Annotated in this window: 15 protein-coding genes; 12 read left to right on the top strand and 3 right to left on the bottom strand. The window is 71.8% G+C overall.

Annotated elements, in window-relative coordinates; genetic code table 11:
- Positions 1-7: 7 nt before the first annotated feature.
- Both OG206_RS26790 and OG206_RS26795 read left to right on the top strand, forming a co-directional pair.
- A complete protein-coding gene (locus OG206_RS26790) occupies positions 8-559 on the top strand; it encodes a TetR/AcrR family transcriptional regulator (RefSeq protein ID WP_327120454.1) in 552 nt (183 codons plus the stop codon).
- Entirely contained in the window at positions 556-2,103 is a 1,548-nt protein-coding gene (locus tag OG206_RS26795; protein ID WP_327120456.1) for an MFS transporter, read from the top strand. Before OG206_RS26790 ends, OG206_RS26795 begins: the two co-directional genes overlap by 4 nt.
- 49 nt (positions 2,104-2,152) lie before the next feature.
- Here OG206_RS26795 and OG206_RS26800 read toward each other — a convergent pair whose 3' ends face one another.
- The gene (locus tag OG206_RS26800; RefSeq protein ID WP_327120458.1) at positions 2,153-2,824 is read right to left on the bottom strand and encodes a lysophospholipid acyltransferase family protein; all 672 of its coding nucleotides are present in this window, start codon (positions 2,822-2,824) and stop codon (positions 2,153-2,155) included.
- A 231-nt stretch (positions 2,825-3,055) separates the two neighbouring features.
- On the opposite strand from OG206_RS26800, the gene OG206_RS26805 reads away from it, so the two are divergent.
- The 3 genes from OG206_RS26805 to OG206_RS26815 all read left to right on the top strand — a co-directional run bounded on the left by OG206_RS26805 (position 3,056) and on the right by OG206_RS26815 (position 5,480).
- Positions 3,056-4,219, top strand: coding sequence for a glycerophosphodiester phosphodiesterase (locus OG206_RS26805; protein WP_327120460.1), 1,164 nt, complete (start codon positions 3,056-3,058; stop codon positions 4,217-4,219).
- Positions 4,220-4,327: 108 nt separating this feature from the next.
- Positions 4,328-4,939 (top strand): sigma-70 family RNA polymerase sigma factor, encoded by a 612-nt coding sequence (locus OG206_RS26810; RefSeq protein ID WP_327120462.1) that lies wholly within the window; start codon positions 4,328-4,330, stop codon positions 4,937-4,939.
- A gap of 37 nt (positions 4,940-4,976) precedes the next feature.
- Positions 4,977-5,480: a GNAT family N-acetyltransferase gene (locus tag OG206_RS26815; protein ID WP_327120464.1), complete on the top strand. Its 504-nt coding sequence runs from the start codon at positions 4,977-4,979 to the stop codon at positions 5,478-5,480.
- A 22-nt stretch (positions 5,481-5,502) separates the two neighbouring features.
- Here the strand turns inward: OG206_RS26815 and OG206_RS26820 are convergent, their stop codons facing one another.
- Both OG206_RS26820 and OG206_RS26825 read right to left on the bottom strand, forming a co-directional pair.
- Positions 5,503-5,949, bottom strand: coding sequence for a hypothetical protein (locus OG206_RS26820; protein WP_327120466.1), 447 nt, complete (start codon positions 5,947-5,949; stop codon positions 5,503-5,505).
- Positions 5,950-5,951: 2 nt separating this feature from the next.
- Positions 5,952-6,311, bottom strand: a complete 360-nt coding sequence (locus OG206_RS26825) for a hypothetical protein (RefSeq protein ID WP_327120468.1) — start codon at positions 6,309-6,311, stop codon at positions 5,952-5,954.
- Positions 6,312-6,870: 559 nt separating this feature from the next.
- On the opposite strand from OG206_RS26825, the gene OG206_RS26830 reads away from it, so the two are divergent.
- The 7 genes from OG206_RS26830 to cobA all read left to right on the top strand — a co-directional run bounded on the left by OG206_RS26830 (position 6,871) and on the right by cobA (position 16,880).
- Entirely contained in the window at positions 6,871-7,932 is a 1,062-nt protein-coding gene (locus tag OG206_RS26830) for a methionine ABC transporter ATP-binding protein (RefSeq protein ID WP_327120470.1), read from the top strand.
- Positions 7,929-8,600, top strand: coding sequence for a methionine ABC transporter permease (locus tag OG206_RS26835; protein ID WP_327120472.1), 672 nt, complete (start codon positions 7,929-7,931; stop codon positions 8,598-8,600). The genes OG206_RS26830 and OG206_RS26835 overlap by 4 nt, the downstream gene beginning before the upstream one ends.
- 73 nt (positions 8,601-8,673) lie before the next feature.
- A complete protein-coding gene (locus tag OG206_RS26840) occupies positions 8,674-9,540 on the top strand; it encodes a MetQ/NlpA family ABC transporter substrate-binding protein (RefSeq protein WP_327120474.1) in 867 nt (288 codons plus the stop codon).
- Between the two features lie 101 nt (positions 9,541-9,641).
- The gene (locus OG206_RS26845) at positions 9,642-10,319 is read left to right on the top strand and encodes a GNAT family N-acetyltransferase (RefSeq protein ID WP_327120476.1); all 678 of its coding nucleotides are present in this window, start codon (positions 9,642-9,644) and stop codon (positions 10,317-10,319) included.
- Between the two features lie 121 nt (positions 10,320-10,440).
- Positions 10,441-11,664, top strand: coding sequence for a precorrin-6y C5,15-methyltransferase (decarboxylating) subunit CbiE (gene cbiE, locus OG206_RS26850; RefSeq protein ID WP_327120478.1), 1,224 nt, complete (start codon positions 10,441-10,443; stop codon positions 11,662-11,664).
- Between the two features lie 331 nt (positions 11,665-11,995).
- Complete coding sequence (cobT, locus tag OG206_RS26855; RefSeq protein WP_327120480.1) at positions 11,996-15,253, top strand: nicotinate-nucleotide--dimethylbenzimidazole phosphoribosyltransferase; 3,258 nt, start codon at positions 11,996-11,998, stop codon at positions 15,251-15,253.
- A gap of 373 nt (positions 15,254-15,626) precedes the next feature.
- Complete coding sequence (cobA, locus tag OG206_RS26860; protein WP_327120482.1) at positions 15,627-16,880, top strand: uroporphyrinogen-III C-methyltransferase; 1,254 nt, start codon at positions 15,627-15,629, stop codon at positions 16,878-16,880.
- Positions 16,881-16,940: the final 60 nt, after the last annotated feature.

Raw genomic sequence — 16,940 nt, forward strand, 5'->3', positions numbered from 1 at the left:
TCGTCTCATGACACTCGACCGCGAGCAGGTGCTGCGCAGCGCCGCCGCACTGCTCAGCCGCAGATCCACCGCGACCATGGACGAGGTCGCCCGGGCCGCGGGCATCGGCCGTGCCACCCTGCACCGGCACTTCGCCGGGCGGGACGCCCTGGTCGGTGCGCTGGAAGACCTCGGAATCCGGGAGTTCGAGGCCGCACTGGACGCCGCCGGCCTCGACGAGGGCGCCGCCGAGGACGGACTCCGCCGGCTGATCGCGCACGTCGAGCCCAGTGCGGGCCTGCTGTCCTTCCTCGTGACCGAGAACCAGCTCTTCGAGGGCGACGACGTCAACGAAGGATGGAGCCGTCTGGACGCCAGGGTCTCCGCCTTCTTCCGGCGCGGCCAGGAACGCGGCGAGTTCCGGATCGACCTCACACCGGCCTGGCTCACCGAGGCCCTCTACGGCCTGATCGGCAGCTGCGCGTGGTCCATACAGACGGGCAGGGTCGCCGCGCAGGACTTCCCTTACATGATCGTCGAGTTGCTCCTCGGCGGAGCACGCCGGAGCGTGGAGAAATGAGCGGCACCGACCAGTCGGCGGACACCACCGGCGACGTGCGTGATCCGGGGCGGTGGATCGCCCTCGCCGTCCTCGTCCTGGCCGTGCTGCTCGTCGCCGTCGACGCCACCGTCCTCGGCCTGGCGACGCCCTTCCTCAGCGAGGACCTCGAACCGACGGGCACCCAGCTGCTCTGGATCGGTGACGTCTACTCCTTCGTGATCGCCGGGCTCCTCGTGTCCATGGGCAGCCTCGGTGACCGCATCGGACGCAAGAAACTGCTGCTGACCGGCGCCACGGCGTTCGGGGCGGTGTCCGTGCTCAACGCCTACGCCTCCAGTCCCGAGATGATGATCCTGGCCCGGGCCCTGCTCGGCGTCGCGGGCGCGACCCTGATGCCGTCCACCCTCGCCCTGATCCGGAACCTCTTCCACGACCCGCGCGAACGCAGCCTAGCCGTCGGCATCTGGGGGGCGATGGCCTCGGCGGGAGCCGCGGTGGGGCCGGTCGTGGGCGGTCTCCTGCTGGAGCACTTCTGGTGGGGATCGGTCTTCCTGATCAACCTGCCGGTGATGGCGGTCCTGGTCGCCGTCGGCATCAAGATGATCCCCGAGTCCAGGAACCCGGCACCGGGCCCGTGGGACCTCCCCAGCGTGGGGCTGTCCATGATCGGCCTGATCGGCGTCGTATACGCCGTCAAGGAGGCGGCCGCCCACGGGGTGACCCCGAAGACCGTCGTGGTGGTCCTCGTCGGCATCGGGGCGCTCGTCTGGTTCGTACGCCGTCAGCTCAAGCTGCCCGCCCCGCTGCTGGACATGCGGCTCTTCCACCACCGAGGGTTCTCCGGAGCCGTCCTCGCCGACCTGCTGACCATCCTGGGCCTGTCCGGAATCGTCTTCTTCCTCTCCCAGTTCCTGCAACTGGTCCAGGGGCGGGGTCCGCTCGAGGCAGGGCTCGCCGAACTGCCCGCGGCGGTCGGCGCGGTGACAGCGGGGCTGATGGCGGGCAACGTCGCCCGCCGCTTCAGCGTGCGCTCCGTGGTGGCCGGCGGACTGGGGGCCATCGGAGTGTCGCTCGCCGTGGTCACCGTGATCCACAAGGAGACGGGCTATCCGCTGATCGGGGCCCTGCTCCTGGTGGTGGGCGTCGGCGCGGGGTTCGCCTTCACCGTCACCTCCGACGTCATCCTCTCCAGCGTCCCGAAGGAACAGGCGGGCTCGGCCTCCGCGGTCTCCGAGACGGCGTACGAACTCGGCGCCGCCCTCGGGATCGCGCTGCTCGGCTCCATCGTCACCGGCGTCTATCAGGGCTTCGCCACACCCGAGGGCGTTTCGCCCCGTGCCGCCGCCGCCGCTCACGAGTCGCTCGGGGGAGCCGTGGAGATGGCCGACAACCTTCCCTCGCCCCTGGCGGGCGAGCTGGTCACGGCCGCTCAGGAGGCGTTCGTCAACGGGCTGCGGGTGTCGGCGGCGGTCGGCGCCGTCGTGCTGCTCGCGACCGCCGCGGCAGCGTGGTTCCTGTTGCGCAACGAGAAGCTGCAGGAGGGGATCATCGCCGACGAGTGAGGGGACCCGGCGCGTCCGCGCCGGGTCCCCCCGAAGACACTCGTACGGCTCAGGCGGCCTTCGCCTTGGTGGCGTACATGTCGACGTACTCCTGGCCGGACAGACGCATCACCTCGGCCATCACGGAGTCCGTGACCGCCCGCAGCACATAGCGGTCGCGGTCCATGCCCTCGTACCGGGAGAACTCCATCGGCTCACCGAACCGGACCGTGACCTTGCCCGGACGGGGCAGACCCGCGCCGCCCGGCTGCAGCTTGTCGGTGCCGATCATCGCGAAGGGCACGACCGGGGCACCCGTCATCAGCGTCAGCCTGGCGATGCCCGTACGGCCCCGGTAGAGGCGGCCGTCGGGGGAGCGGGTGCCCTCGGGGTAGATGGCGAAGGCGTTGCCCTCCTCCAGCACCCGGCGGCCCGTCATGAGCGCCGCGACGCCGCCCCGGCCGCCGTCCCGGTCCACGGGGATCATGCCGCAGCCGGTGAAGAACCAGGCCATCAGCCGGCCCTTGAAGCCCTTGCCCGTGACGTACTCGTCCTTGCCGATGTAGAACACCGGCCTGTCGCAGCAGATCGGCATGATCATCGAGTCGATGAACGTCAGGTGGTTCCCCGCGAGGATCACCGGACCGGTCCCGGGGATGTTCGCGACACCCTCCACCTGTGGCCGGAAGAGCAGGCGCAGGATGGGTCCGAGCACTGCCTTGATGACCGTGAGTCGGGACAACGCTTCCTCCGGTGTCGTGGCCGGGCGGCCGGTGCGGAAATTCGCGGGTTCTGTGCAGGTGAGGACGATACTCGCGGGTACGCCCTCTCCGCACATCGGGTTCACCGAGCGGATACGCAGTGTTGACGTGTGTTTCCGCCATGTTCGTCCACGGGCCGCCCCGCCGATGGCGTAGCTGCCTACGATCAAGCCTTCCCCGAAGGGGCCGGACATCACAGGCGAGGAGTATTCATGACAGAGCGCGCGCAGACGGGTCCCGGGCGGCGGACCCTCCTCGGAGCGGCCGTCCTCGGCTCGGCGGCTCTCGGAATCACCGGAACGGCGAACGCGGCCGGGCGTGGCGCGCCCGACGCCAAGGGCGCGGGCCACGGCTCCTTCCGGGACCTTCCCGTGCCCACGGTCATCGGCCATCGCGGAGCCAGCGGCTACCGCCCCGAGCACACGCTCGGCTCCTACCAGCTGGCGCTCGACATGGGCGCGCACATCGTCGAGCAGGACCTCGTGCCGACCAAGGACGGACACCTCGTCTGCCGCCACGAGAACGACATCACCGCGACCACGGACGTCGCCGACCACCCCGGGTTCGCGAGCCGCAGGACCACCAAGAAGGTGGACGGCGTCTCGCTCACGGGCTGGTTCACCGAGGACTTCACCCTCGCGGAACTGAAGACCCTCCGGGCCAAGGAGCGCATTCCCGGCACCCGGCAGAAGAACACCCTCTACGACGGCCGCTGGGAGATCCCCACGTTCGAGGAGGTCCTGCGCTGGGCCGACAAGGAGGGCCGTCGGCGCGGCCGCCCCGTCTGGCTGTACGTCGAGACCAAGCACCCCACCTACTTCCGCGGACTCGGGCTCGGCCTGGAGGAGCGGGTCGCACGGCTGCTGCGCCGTTACGGCCGGCACCGCGCGGACTCCCCGCTGATCCTGCAGTCCTTCGAGCCGGGCTCCATCCAGCGGCTGTCGAAGCTCGTGGCCACGCCCCGCGTCGTCCTGCTGTCCGGGCCGAAGGAGAGGCCCTGGGACTTCGTGGAGGCGGGCGACCCCCGCACCGTGGCCGATCTGGTGACGCCCGCCGGACTGAAGTGGATCGCGTCCTTCGCCCAGGGCATCGGCCCCACCCTGGACCTGGTCATCCCCAAGGACGCCTCGGGCCGGCTGACCGCCCCGACCACCCTGGTCGCCGACGCGCACGCCCGGGGCCTGATCCTGCACCCGTACACCATGCGCAACGAGAACAGCTTCCTCCCGGCCGACTTCCGGCGGGGTACCGACCCCAACGCCTATGGCGACGCGTTCGGTGCCTTCCGCACGTACTTCGCGACGGGCATCGACGGCGTCTTCTCCGACAACCCGGACACCGCGCTGCTCGCGGCGGCCGACTTCGAGGGCGCCTGAGACACCCGCCCGGTCCACGGGTACGTCAGCCACCCGGCGGGGATGCCCCGGTCGGGTGGAGCTCCCCGCGTGCGGCAACCGGCCGCGCCCGGGGAGCGTTGACGGGACATGACCCTTCTTGATCATGTTTCGCAGGGCCAGGGCAACGAGCGCGCGCGGGGGCGCGCCGGGCGCCCGGCCGCGACGGACCGGGCCCCCGGCGAAGAGCGGGCTCTCGTCCGCGCCCTGCACGCCCTGGTCCGCGCCGAGGCGACGGCCGAGGCGCACGCCGCCGGTGCCGAGGCCGCCGACCTGGAACAGGCGGTGTGGCTGCGCCTGCTGGAGGGCCGGGACGTGAGGGCGGCCCTGGCCGACCCCGCCCGCTGGGTCCGCGCCGCGGTACGGGCGGAGGCACGTACCGTCCGCCGCAGGGTCCGGCACGAACGCGCGTACGCGGCGGGCGAATCCCCCGCGGACTGGGCCGGATGCCCCGAGCGGATCGCGGTGGGTGCCGACGAACGCCGGGCCGTGCGCCGCGCGGTGGGACGACTGCCGGGACGCTGCCGCCGGTTACTCGAGGCGATGCTCGCCCCTCACGATCCGACCTACCGGGAAATCGCAGGGGAGTTGGGTATGTCACAGGGCAGTTTGGGCCCGATGCGTTCCCGATGCCTTGGATGTCTGCGCAGAATGCTCGCGGCGGAGGTTGTAGCTCCTGAACTGCGGGGAATGGAGCGGTAGACAACCGGTGGAGCAGGTGAGCGGGAGGCATGCACACATGGGCATGAGTGTGACCATCTCGGCGGCGACGGCGCAGGACGTCGAGCAGATCTTCAGACTCCAGTACCTCTGCTTCCAGAGCGAGGCGGAGCTGTACGGCAACTACCGGATCGATCCCCTCATCCAGACACTCGACTCGGTGCGCGAGGAAGTCGCCACGGATCTCGTGTACGTGGCCCGGCTCGGGGAGGAAGTCGTCGGCTCCGTGCGCGGTTTCACCGACGAGGACGGCGTCGGCCGGATCGGTAAACTCTGCGTCCACCCCAGGCTGCGCAACCACGGGCTCGGCACCCGGCTCCTGACCGCCGCCGAGTCGGGCCTCGCGGACGGACGTTCGGCCACCCGCTTCCGGCTGCACACGGGTGAGCGCAGCGAGGGCAATCTGCGGCTCTACCGCAAGGCGGGGTACGCCCGGGTGGGCGGCACGACCGGAGGGGACGGCGTGCGGCTGGTCCTGCTGGAGAAGGACGCGGACGCGCCCGACTTCGTGGCCAGCGCCTGAACGTCGCCTGTGACGGGCGGTGTCAGGCGTTGCGTGCCCGGCGCAGCCAGAGCATCCCGGTGACCGGCAGGATCACCGGGATGAACAGGTAGCCCATGCCGAACCCGGACCACACCGTGCTGTCCGGGAAAGCGGACGGCTCCACCTGTGTCCACGTGCCGACGATCAGGACCCCCGCGAGCTCGGCGGCGCAGCACATCAGTGCCGCCCGGCGCGCCTTCTCGCCGCCCCGCACCAACGAGTACGTGATGAAGCCGTACACGACCGCGGCGACGGCGGACAGCGTGTAGGCGAGCGGCGCCTTCCCGAAGTCCAGGATCATCTCGACGATCGAGCGGGACGCGGCGGCCACGGTGAACACCCCGTAGAACCAGACCAGTACCCGCCCCGGCCCGGTGCCGAGCTCGAACTGCTGCTTCTGCCGGGGGGCCGGGGCCGCGGGCGTTCCCGTACGTTCGGTGTCGCTCATGGTCAGTTTCCCCAGATGTCGTAGAGCCGCACTTCGAGGACGGCGAGCACGACCGCACCCGCCGCCACGGTCACCGAACCCCACCTGGTCCGCTCCGTCAGCGACAGGAAGCCCGCTGCGGGCACCGCGGCCGCGGCGCCGATCAGGTAGGCGATGAAGATCGTCATGCCCTGGTCGGGCCGCTCGCCGCGCGCCAGTTGCACGATCCCCACGACCAGCTGCGCCAGAGCCAGCACGGAGACGACGGCCATGCCGATGAAATGCCAGTCCTTCGTGGGCTGGTCCCGGTAGGCGGCGTGTCCGCACCAGGCGGCGAGGGCGAGCGCGGTCACGGCGACCGCGACCGTCAGGGCATCGAGCATGAAGTGAGGGTATTACGGGCGGAGGGAGCCCCCGCGTGCGGGCCCCGGCGTGCGGGCCCTGTGTGCGTACCGTGGCCTTTGCCACAGCACCCGCGCCGCCCGGTCCTTTTGAACCCGGCCGGGGCGGCGTCGGCCGGTCCGCGTTTGCGCAGGTCACAGCGGTGCGCTCGGGAGTCGCGGCAGTCGGGGCGCTCTGTCCACGGCTGTCCGCGATGCGGACACGGTGGTCGGCCCGAAAATTACGTCTGTTTTACTTGCGACATGACCACGACGAGCTACCGCAGCCCTGCGACCGAGGCGATCACCACGCCCGGTGCTCGTTGTATGTGTCGAATGCGCGCCTTCTGAGGGCCCCCGCCTGAGTCTCGCGCCCCGAAGCGAGACCGAGCCCGCGCCGTCCGCGCCCAGCGGATCGAGCCTGCTCAAGCATGTTCCGCGCCCACCACAGGCAGGACCGTGCCGAGACTCCCACCGGTCGACCACTGAGAACAGTCTCATCAGACGAATGCCCCGTGCCCGGCGGACACCGCGCCGTGCACTCGACAGCGACGGAAACCCTGTGATCACCACTTCGGGCCTCACGAAGGTCTACCAGTCACGCGGCCGTGACGTCACCGCCCTGGACGGGGTGGACCTGCACGTCCGCGAGGGCGAGGTCTACGGCGTCATCGGACAGAGTGGCGCCGGCAAGTCCTCCCTCATCCGCTGCGTCAACCTGCTCGAACGCCCCACCTCGGGCACCGTGACCGTCGGCGGCCAGGACCTCACCGCCCTGGCGGGCCGCGGTCGCCGTGCCGGCAAGGAACTCCGCCAGGCCCGCAGCCGCATCGGCATGGTCTTCCAGCACTTCAACCTGCTGGACTCGCGCACCGTGCGGGACAACGTCGAGCTCCCCCTGGAAATTCTCGGGGTCAACGGCCAGGCGCGTACCCGCAAGGCGCTCGAACTCCTCGACCTCGTCGGCCTCGCCGACAAGGCGAAGGCGTACCCCGGTCAGCTCTCCGGCGGGCAGAAGCAGCGTGTCGGCATCGCCCGCGCGCTGGCCGGCGACCCGAAGGTACTGCTCTCCGACGAGGCCACGTCCGCGCTCGACCCCGAGACGACCCGCTCCATCCTGCAGCTCCTGCGCGACCTCAACCGGGAACTCGGTCTCACCGTCCTGCTCATCACGCACGAGATGGACGTCGTCAAGACGGTCTGCGACTCCGCGGCCCTGATGAAGAAGGGCCGCATCGTCGAGTCGGGCACCGTCGGCGACCTGCTGGCCACCCCGGGCTCCGAGCTGGCACACGAACTGTTCCCCGTGGGCGGCTCCGCCTCCGGTCCTGAGCAGACGGTCGTCGACGTCACCTTCCACGGGGAGTCGGCCGCCCGGCCGGTCATCTCGCAGCTCTCGCGCACGTACAACATCGACATCTCGATCCTGGGTGCGGCGATGGACACCGTCGGGGGCAAGCAGATCGGCCGGATGCGCATCGAACTGCCCGGCCGTTTCGAGGAGAACGTCGTACCGATCGGCTTCCTGCGCGAACAGGGCCTCCAGGCCGAGGTCGTGGACGGCGACGCCACCCGCGCCCCCGACCGTACTCCCGCCGCTCTCACGAAGGAGGTGGCGAAGTGACCTGGTCCGAAATGCAGCCACTGCTCTCCCAGGGAACCATCGACACGCTCTACATGGTGTTCTGGTCGACCCTCGTCACCGCCCTCGGCGGGCTTCCGCTCGGCATCCTGCTCGTCCTCACCGACAAGGGCGGACTGCTGCAGAACACCGTGGTGAACAAGGTCACCGGCGTGATCGTGAACATCGGCCGCTCGCTGCCCTTCATCATCCTCCTGATCGCCCTGATCCCCTTCACCACCTGGGTCGTCGGCACCTTCATCGGCCCGTCCGCGATGATCGTGCCGCTTGCCATCGGCGCCATCCCCTTCTTCGCGCGGCTCGTCGAGACCGCGGTACGCGAGGTCGACCACGGACTCGTCGAAGCCGTCCAGTCCATGGGCGGATCCATCCCCACCATCGTCCGCAAGGTCCTGCTGCCCCAGGCACTGCCGTCGATCGTCTCCGGTGTCACCACGACCGTGATCGTCCTCGTCGGCTACTCCGCGATGGCCGGCGCGGTCGGCGGCGAAGGGCTGGGCTCCAAGGCCGTCACCTACGGATTCCAGCGCTTCGACAACCAGTTCATGCTCATCACCGTCGCGCTGCTGATCGTCATCGTGACCGTGGTCCAGCTGATCGGCGACGGAGCCGTACGCCTGCTGGCACGCCGGGGACGCACCACCTCCTGACCCCTGTCCCCCAAGAAGCCCCGAACTCCTTGTCCGGGCGCACCACCATCACCACCGGAAAGAGGCACTCTTCGTGCGTAAGAACATCAAGCTCTCCGCCGCCGCCGCTGTCACCGCCGCCCTGGCCCTCGGGCTCAGTGCCTGCGGTACCGACTCCGACCCGTCCGCCAAGGGCGCCACGGGTGCTGACGCGGACACCTCCAAGGCCCTCGTCGTCGCCGCGTCCCCGACGCCGCACGCCGACATCCTGGACTTCGTCAAGAAGAACCTGGCGGAGAAGGCCGGACTCAAGCTGGAGGTCAAGGAGTTCACGGACTACGTCCTGCCGAACACCGCCACCGAGAACGGCCAGGTCGACGCCAACTTCTTCCAGCACAAGCCCTACCTGGACGACTTCAACAAGAAGAACAAGACCCACATCGTCCCGGTCGTCGACGTGCACCTCGAGCCCCTCGGCCTCTACTCCAAGAAGGTCAAGGACCTCAAGGACCTCAAGCCCGGCCAGACCGTCGCCGTCCCGAACGACACCACCAACGAGGGCCGCGCGCTCCAGCTCCTCGCCGAGAACGGCCTGATCACCGTCAAGGACGGTGTCGGTACCAACGCGAAGCTCAGTGACATCACGGACAAGAAGGGCCTGGAGTTCAAGGAGATCGAGGCCGCGACCGTCCCCCGCGCCCTGAGTGACGTCGACGCCGCCGTCATCAACGGCAACTACGCGATCGAGGCCGGCCTCCAGCCCGGCAAGGACTCCCTGGTGCTGGAGAAGGCCGAAGGCAACCCGTACGCCAACCTCCTCGCCGTCAAGAAGGGCAACGAGAAGGACCCCCGGGTCGAGAAGCTCGCCAAACTCCTGAACTCCGACGAGGTCAAGAAGTTCATCGAGGACACCTACAAGGGGTCGATCATCCCCGCCTTCGGTGCCCCCGCCAAGTCCTGACCTCAGGGCGCCACTTGCGCCGCGAGCCCCGCACACCCCCACACGGTGTGCGGGGCTCCGCCGTGCCGACCCGCCCATGCGCGCCGCCCGCCCGATGCTGCATGCTGTGTCTTCACACGGTCTTCGGCATGGAGCTGCGCATGACTCTCACCTTCCCGTCCATCTCCATCAGCACGGACCGGTTGGTGCTGCGCCCCTTCGACATGGCGGACGTACCCGCGTACATCGAGATGATGAACGACGAACTGGTCACCGCCTGGACCGAGGCACCGCACCCCTACACACAGACCGACGCGGAGCGCTGGGTGCGCAGGATCGCCCCCGCCGAGCGGTCCCAGGGCCACGGCATCGTCTTCGCCGTCACCGAGTTCCTCACGCAGCGCCTGGTCGGATCGGTCCGCCTCCTCAACACGGACCGGCGCACCCTCGCCACCGAGGTCCGCTACATCACGGCTCCCTGGGCGCGCGGCGAGGGATACGCCACGGAATCCGTACTGGCCCTCGCCGAATGGCTCTTCCGGGACCAGGGCTTCGAGCGCATCGAGCTGCGCACCCCCGCCGGGAACACCGCCTCCCAGCAGGTCGCCCAGAAACTGGGCTGCATCAGCGAGGGCGTGCTGCGCAACGCCCGCATAGCCAGGACCGCGACCGAGGACGGCGGCTGGACCGACATCAGGACCGACCTCATCGTCTGGGGGCTCCTGCCGGAGGACCTGGAGGGCGTCGCCGAGCAACTGGCGGAAGCGGGCGGATACGGCGCCTATCAGGACTGGAACTGATCCGCCCACCGGGCCCGGGGAGCCCCCCGAGGAGCACTGGTACGGACCGGATACGCTCCCCCTTGCTGCGCGACATCCCGCGGACAGCTCCCGCACGCGACACCCCAGGAGACTGACGACGATGGCCGACCGCGTCACGGTGATCGGCTGGGACGGCTCGCCCCTGTCCAGAGCGGCCACGGCCGCACTCTCGGCCGCCACGCTCGTCGCCGGCGCCGCCCATCACCTCGCGCTCCCCGAGGTCCCCGGCCCCGCCGAACGCATCCGCCTCGGCAGCGTCGACCTGGCCGCCCGCAGGATCGCCGGCCACCGTGGCAGCGCCGTCGTGCTCGCCGACGGCGACCCGGGCTTCTTCGGCGTGGTGCGGACACTCCGCAAGCCGGAGCACGGCCTGGAGGTCGAGGTCGTCCCCGCGGTCTCCTCCGTCGCCACCGCCTTCGCCCGCGCCGGGATGCCGTGGGACGACGCGCAGGTCGTCGTCGCGCACCCGCGCACCCTGCGCCGCGCGGTCAACGTCATCCGTGCCCACCACAAGGTCGCCGTGCTCACGTCCCCCGGCGCGGGGCCGGCCGAACTGGCCCTCCTCCTCGACGGCGTGCACCGCACCTTCGTCATCTGTGAGGAGCTCGGCACCGCGCGGGAGCGCGTCACCGTACTCACCTCGGACAAGACCGCCGACCACACGTGGCGCGACCCCAACGTCGTCATCGTCGTCGGCGGCGGTCCCGAGGCCACCGTCAACGGCGCCTGGATCGCGGGACGCCGCCCCGCCCAGCGCGAGGACGTCAGGGGCTGGGCGCTGCCCGACGCCTCCTACGGCGGTGCGGGGGACGGCGGGGAGGGCGAGTCCCCGGGCCTGCGCGCCGCCCAGCTCGCGCGCCTCGGACCGCGCACCGGTGACCTGGTCTGGGACATCGGGTGTGGCAGCGGTGCCCTGGCCGTCGAGGCGGCCCGCTTCGGCGCCGCCGTGCTCGCCGTCGACAGCGACCCCGACGCCTGCGCGCGCACGGCTGCGGCGGCCCGCACCTTCCAGGTCGCCGTCCAGGTCGTCCGCGGTTCGGCCCCGCACGTCCTGGAGAGCCTGCCCGAGCCCGATGTCGTGCGGATAGGCGGCGGGGGCGTGCCGGTGGCCATCGCGGTCGCCGACCGGCGGCCGGAACGTATCGTCACCCATGCCTCGAACCGGGACGAGGCGGAAGCCCTGGGGGCGGCACTCACGGAGAACGGATACACGGTCGAGTGCGCGCTGCTCCAGTCCGTCGAACTGGACACCTCCGCCTGGACGGAGCGCGAACGCTCCGTCGTGTTCCTGCTCGCCGCGGTGCGTTCCGACCTCGCCCCCTGAACGTTCGCGGCGGTACGCGGGGTAGGCTGACCGATTGTTGTACCGCGCCCGGGTGTTCGATCATTCGTTCGTCAATGTCCGGAAAAGTGGACCGTATTGGTCCGCGATGTGGTACAGCGCAACCGGGGGACGCGCAACGTGGCGCAGTCCACAGCGAGCCGAGGCGAAACTGTCTGTCGCGGCGGTGATCGCCCGCGAGAATATGTAGCTCCGCGCGCGTTTCGTGCCGCGCGGCGAGCCCGCTCGTTCTTGTTGACGAGCGCCGGCGTGCCGTGGTTCGGGCATCCCGGGCGAAGGGCGAAGGAGCACTGACGATGGGCGAGGGGTACGCATGACTGACACCGGCCAGATCCCGGGCGAGGGACTGCCGGAGAACGCAGGCATGGTGGAGCAGCCGGGCGTACCCGCCCCGGACGCCTACACCTACCTCGAACCCTCCGAGCAAACTCCCGAGGACGACGACCTCCTCCTGATGCCCGCGGCGCAGGGCGCGTGGAGCGACGCCCCGGCCACCGGACAGTACGAGAACGTCGTGCCGCAGCAGTTCCCGGCGCAGGGCGGCCGGGCCAACGGCACGCACCCGTCCGGTGCCGCGGAGGTCAACGGCGTACGCATCCCGGCGCACCAGCCGGTTCAGGTCCCCGTCGCCGCCTCGCCGGTCCGGCGTCCCCTGCACCGCGGCCCCTCGTCCACCGAAGCACCCTCCTACGGGGGCGCCACCGGAGTGGTCCGCTCGCTCGCGGACCGCGGACCGGCCGGTGCTCCGCAGGCCGCGGCCCCGGTACGGCACGCCGGGCCGCCCACGACGGGCCCCGAGTACTTCGACGTCCCCGCGGACGACGCCGCCCTGCTGCCCGGCCCGCAGCTGGGGGAGATCCCGCCGCAGGGCGCTCCCGCGTGGGGTGCGCCGGAGCCGGTCGCGACGCCCGAGGTCATGCCCGAGCCGGTCGCGGCCCCCGTCGACTCCTCCGCACCGGAGGCTCCGGCGACGCCCGAGGCCGTCCCGGCGGAGCCGGTCGTCCCCGTTGCGTCCGCTCCTCCCGTCGAACCGGCTCCCGTCACCGGCACGGCGGTCACCGCGCAGCCCGCCGAGCCGGCGCTGTCCGCCCCGCCGGCGGAGGCCCCCGGCCAGGACACCGCAGCCGTGGTCACGCCCTTCGACGCCCCGGTGGAAGCCGCTCCGGCAGAAACGGCCGCCCCCGAGCCCGTCGCGACGCCGGAGCCCCCTGCCGAGGAGCCTCCCGCGGAGGCCCTGTCCGAGGTTCCGGCCGAGGTCACGGAGGCCGCCCCGGTCGCCCAGCCCGCCCCCGTCGACGCTCCGCCCGCTGTCGCGGCCGAGGCGCCGGATGCGCCCGCCGAGCCCGAGCCGGCCGCCGTCGCCGCGCCGGAACCCGTTGCCGCCGAGGCACCGGCCGCTGCTGAGCCCGTACCGGCTGCGGCCTCCGAGGCACCCGAGGCGGCAGCCGTCCAGGAACCCGAGCCCGTGGCCGTCGTGGAGCCCGAGCCGGCGCCGGTGGCCGAGATCCAGACAGGTTTCCAGGACTTCACCGAGCCGGAGCCCGGCACCGGGCCCGAGATCATCGAGACACCCGAGGCGCAGGCGGACGTCAGCCCGGCCCCGGCCGAGGCCCCGGTGGCGGCCTACGTGCCCGAGATCCCCCTGCTCGCCGATCTGCCCGCGCCACCCGTGCCCACCGAGGAGCCCCCGGCTGTCGAGGAGACGCCGTCGGCCGGAGCGCCCGTGCCCGCCGAGGAGCCCGCGACTGCAGGAGCGCCCGCGGCCGCCGAGGAGCCCGTGACGGCCGAGGTGCCCGAGGCGCCGGAAGCGGCCGAGCCCGTCGAGGCGGCGCCCGCCACCGCGCCCGCACCCGGCTACGACGACGCCGAACGCGAGGCCGTCCTGCGCGTCATGCGTGAGCGGCGCGACATCCGCAACGGCTTCCGCAGCGACCCCGTCCCGCACGAGGTCCTCCTCCGCGTCCTGGAGGCGGCGCACACCGCGCCCAGCGTCGGCCACTCGCAGCCCTGGGACTTCGTCGTCATCCGCTCCGCCGAGACGCGCCGATCCATGCACGAACTGGCGCAGCGCCAGCGGGAGGCCTACGCCAAGTCGCTCCCCAAGGCCCGGGCCAAGCAGTTCAAGGAGCTGAAGATCGAGGCGATCCTCGACACACCCGTGAACATCGTCGTCACCGCGGATCCCACCCGCGGCGGCCGCCACACCCTCGGCCGGCACACGCAGCCGCAGATGGCGCCGTACTCGTCGGCGCTCGCCGTGGAGAACCTGTGGCTCGCCGCCCGTGCCGAGGGCCTCGGCGTCGGCTGGGTCAGCTTCTTCGACGAGCGGGAGATGGTCCGAGCCCTCGGCCTGCCCGAGCACCTCGAAGTCGTCGCGTACCTCTGTGTCGGCTACGTCGACGAGTTCCCCGAGGAGCCCGAGCTGATGCAGGCGGGCTGGTCCAAGCGCCGCCCGCTGTCCTGGGTCGTCCACGAGGAGACGTACGGCCGCCGCGCCCTGCCCGGCGAGGAGCCGCACGACCTGCTGCAGGAGACCATCGCCGGGATCCGCCCGCTCGACGCCAAGGCCCTCGGGGAGGCGTGGGAACGCCAGAAGAGGATGACGAAGCCGGCCGGGGCGCTCGGCATGCTGGAGATCATCTCCGCTCAGCTGTCCGGCCTCTCCCGGTTGTGCCCGCCGCCCGTCCCCGAGCCGGCCGCCGTCGCGATCTTCGCCGGTGACCACGGGGTGCACGCCCAGGGCGTCACCGCGTGGCCGCAGGAGGTCACCGGCCAGATGGTCGCCAACTTCCTGGGTGGCGGGGCGGTCTGCAACGCCTTCGCCGCGCAGGTCGGCGCCGAGGTCTGCGTCGTCGACGTCGGCGTCGCGGCCGAACTCCCCGCCACGCCTGGTCTGCTGCCCCGGAAGGTCCGTCCCGGGACGGCCGACTTCACCACCGGCCCGGCGCTGACCCGCGAAGAGGTGCTCGCGGCGATCGAGGTGGGCATCGAGACCGCCCGCGACCTGGTGGCGGCCGGCAACAAGGGCCTCCTCACCGGTGAGATGGGCATCGCCAACACCACCGCCTCGGCGGCGCTGATCTGCGTCTACACCGGCATGGATCCGGCCGAGGTGACCGGCCGGGGCACCGGGATCAACGACGAGATGCACGCCCGCAAGGTGGACGTCGTCCGCAGGGGCCTGGAGCTGCACCAGCCCGATCCCACCGACCCCATCGGCGTGCTCGCCGCGATCGGCGGTCTGGAGCACGCCGCGATGGTGGGCTTCCTGCTGGGCGGCGCCTCACTCCGTACGCCGGTGATCCTCGACGGCGTGAGCGCCGGCGCGGCCGCCCTGGTCGCCCGGGCGATCGCCCCCGAGGCGCTCGCGGCGTGCATCGCGGGCCACCGCAGCGCGGAACCGGGTCACGTCGCGGCCCTCAACAAACTGGGCCTGCGCCCGCTGGTCGACCTGGACCTGCGCCTCGGCGAGGGCACCGGCGCCCTGCTGGCGCTCCCCATCGTGCAGAGCGCGGCGCGCGCGATGCACGAGGTGGCCACGTTCGACTCCGCGGGCGTCACCGAGAAGTAGGCACCCTCCGTGCCAGGGCGGGCCGGACCGGCCCGCCCTCGCACACGCCCGCCGGCAGGCGGCCCGACAGGGCTGCCCGGTGGGCGGGACCTCCGCGTCCGCCGCCACCGGCCCGGCGCTGACGCGTGAACCCGGACCCGCCCCGAATCCCGCGCACGGACCGGCGCAGCGGTATCCGGCACAGGGCGAACCGGCGCCCCTTCCCCGCGGAGGGGCCGCGGTGGTGCGGGCCACCGCCGCCGCACAGGGCCCCGCCGTCACCACCCCGTATCGTGGTCCCACGCGCCACCGCCCCACTCAGCCCACGTCACAGCCGCTCCACCGCCGCAGCGGCCCGCAGCACACCGCACCTGCACGAGGAGCCCGCACGACCATGGCCGAGCACGACGATCACCCTGCCTACCCCGTCGGTCTGCGCCTGAACGGGCGCCGTGTCGTCGTCGTCGGCGGCGGCCAGGTCGCGCAGCGCCGGCTGCCCGCGCTGATCGCTGCCGGGGCCGACATCACCCTGGTCTCCCCGTCCGCCACCGCCTCCGTCGAGGCGATGGCCGACGCGGGCGAGATCCGCTGGGAGCGCCGCAGGTATCAGGACGGCGACCTCACAGACACCTGGTACGCCCTCGTGGCGTCCTCCGACGCCGTCGCCAACGACGCCGCGTCCGCCGAGGCCGAACGCACCCGCACCTGGTGCGTCCGGAGCGACGACGCGGAAGCCGCCACCGCCTGGACGCCCGCCACCGGCCGCAGCGAGGGCATCACGGTCGCCGTGCTCACCACCACCTCGGAAGGCCGAGACCCCCGGCACTCCGCCGCGGTCCGCGACGCGATCGTGGAGGGCCTGCGCGACGGCACGCTCGCCGCGCCACACCACCGCACCCGCGCCCCCGGCGTCGCGCTCGTGGGCGGCGGACCCGGCGACCCCGACCTCATCACCGTCCGCGGCCGCCGCCTCCTCGCCGAGGCCGACGTGGTCATCGCCGACCGGCTCGGCCCCCGTGACCTCCTCGACGAGCTTCCGCCGCACGTCGAGGTGATCGACGCCGCGAAGATCCCCTACGGCCGCTACATGGCGCAGGAAGCGATCAACCAGGCACTGATAGACCACGCCAAGGCCGGGAAGTCCGTCGTCCGCCTCAAGGGCGGCGACCCGTTCGTCTTCGGCCGAGGCATGGAGGAGGCCCAGGCGCTGGCGGCCGAGGGCATCGCCTGCACCGTCGTCCCCGGGATCTCCAGCTCGATCTCCGTGCCGGGTGCGGCCGGTATCCCCGTGACCCATCGCGGTGTGGCGCACGAGTTCACCGTGGTCAGCGGTCACGTGGCGCCGGAGGACCCCCGCTCCCTCGTCGACTGGCAGGCCCTCGCGCAACTGCGGGGCACCCTGGTCCTCCTGATGGCCGTCGACAAGATCGGCGCCATCGCCCGCGCCCTCATAGCCCACGGCAAGTCCCCCGACACCCCGGTGGCGCTGGTCCAGGAAGGCACCACCGCGGCGCAGCGCAGGGTCGACGCCACCCTCGCGACCGTCGGGGAGAGGGCCGTCGCCGAGGAGGTGCGGCCCCCCGCCGTCATCGTCATCGGTGACGTGGTCGCCGTCGGCACGGAACCGGCCGGGAAGCTCGAAGGCTGACCCGGCCGCTTCCCACCCGACGGCCGCACTCCCACCCCACCCGACAAGGCAGTTGCACCC

Source organism: Streptomyces sp. NBC_01341 (genome assembly GCF_035946055.1).
GTDB lineage: Bacteria > Actinomycetota > Actinomycetes > Streptomycetales > Streptomycetaceae > Streptomyces.

Excerpts from the sequence above, each read along its gene's own strand:
- OG206_RS26790 (WP_327120454.1), top strand. The coding sequence starts at position 8 with ATGACACTCGACCGCGAGCAGGTGCTGCGCAGCGCCGCCGCACTGCTC.
- OG206_RS26815 (WP_327120464.1), top strand. The coding sequence starts at position 4,977 with ATGGGCATGAGTGTGACCATCTCGGCGGCGACGGCGCAGGACGTCGAG.
- OG206_RS26805 (WP_327120460.1), top strand. The coding sequence starts at position 3,056 with ATGACAGAGCGCGCGCAGACGGGTCCCGGGCGGCGGACCCTCCTCGGA.
- OG206_RS26845 (WP_327120476.1), top strand. The coding sequence starts at position 9,642 with ATGCTGTGTCTTCACACGGTCTTCGGCATGGAGCTGCGCATGACTCTC.
- cobT (WP_327120480.1), top strand. The coding sequence starts at position 11,996 with ATGACTGACACCGGCCAGATCCCGGGCGAGGGACTGCCGGAGAACGCA.
- OG206_RS26825 (WP_327120468.1), bottom strand. The coding sequence starts at position 6,311 with ATGCTCGATGCCCTGACGGTCGCGGTCGCCGTGACCGCGCTCGCCCTC.
- OG206_RS26795 (WP_327120456.1), top strand. The coding sequence starts at position 556 with ATGAGCGGCACCGACCAGTCGGCGGACACCACCGGCGACGTGCGTGAT.
- OG206_RS26810 (WP_327120462.1), top strand. The coding sequence starts at position 4,328 with ATGACCCTTCTTGATCATGTTTCGCAGGGCCAGGGCAACGAGCGCGCG.
- cbiE (WP_327120478.1), top strand. The coding sequence starts at position 10,441 with ATGGCCGACCGCGTCACGGTGATCGGCTGGGACGGCTCGCCCCTGTCC.
- cobA (WP_327120482.1), top strand. The coding sequence starts at position 15,627 with ATGGCCGAGCACGACGATCACCCTGCCTACCCCGTCGGTCTGCGCCTG.
- OG206_RS26820 (WP_327120466.1), bottom strand. The coding sequence starts at position 5,949 with ATGAGCGACACCGAACGTACGGGAACGCCCGCGGCCCCGGCCCCCCGG.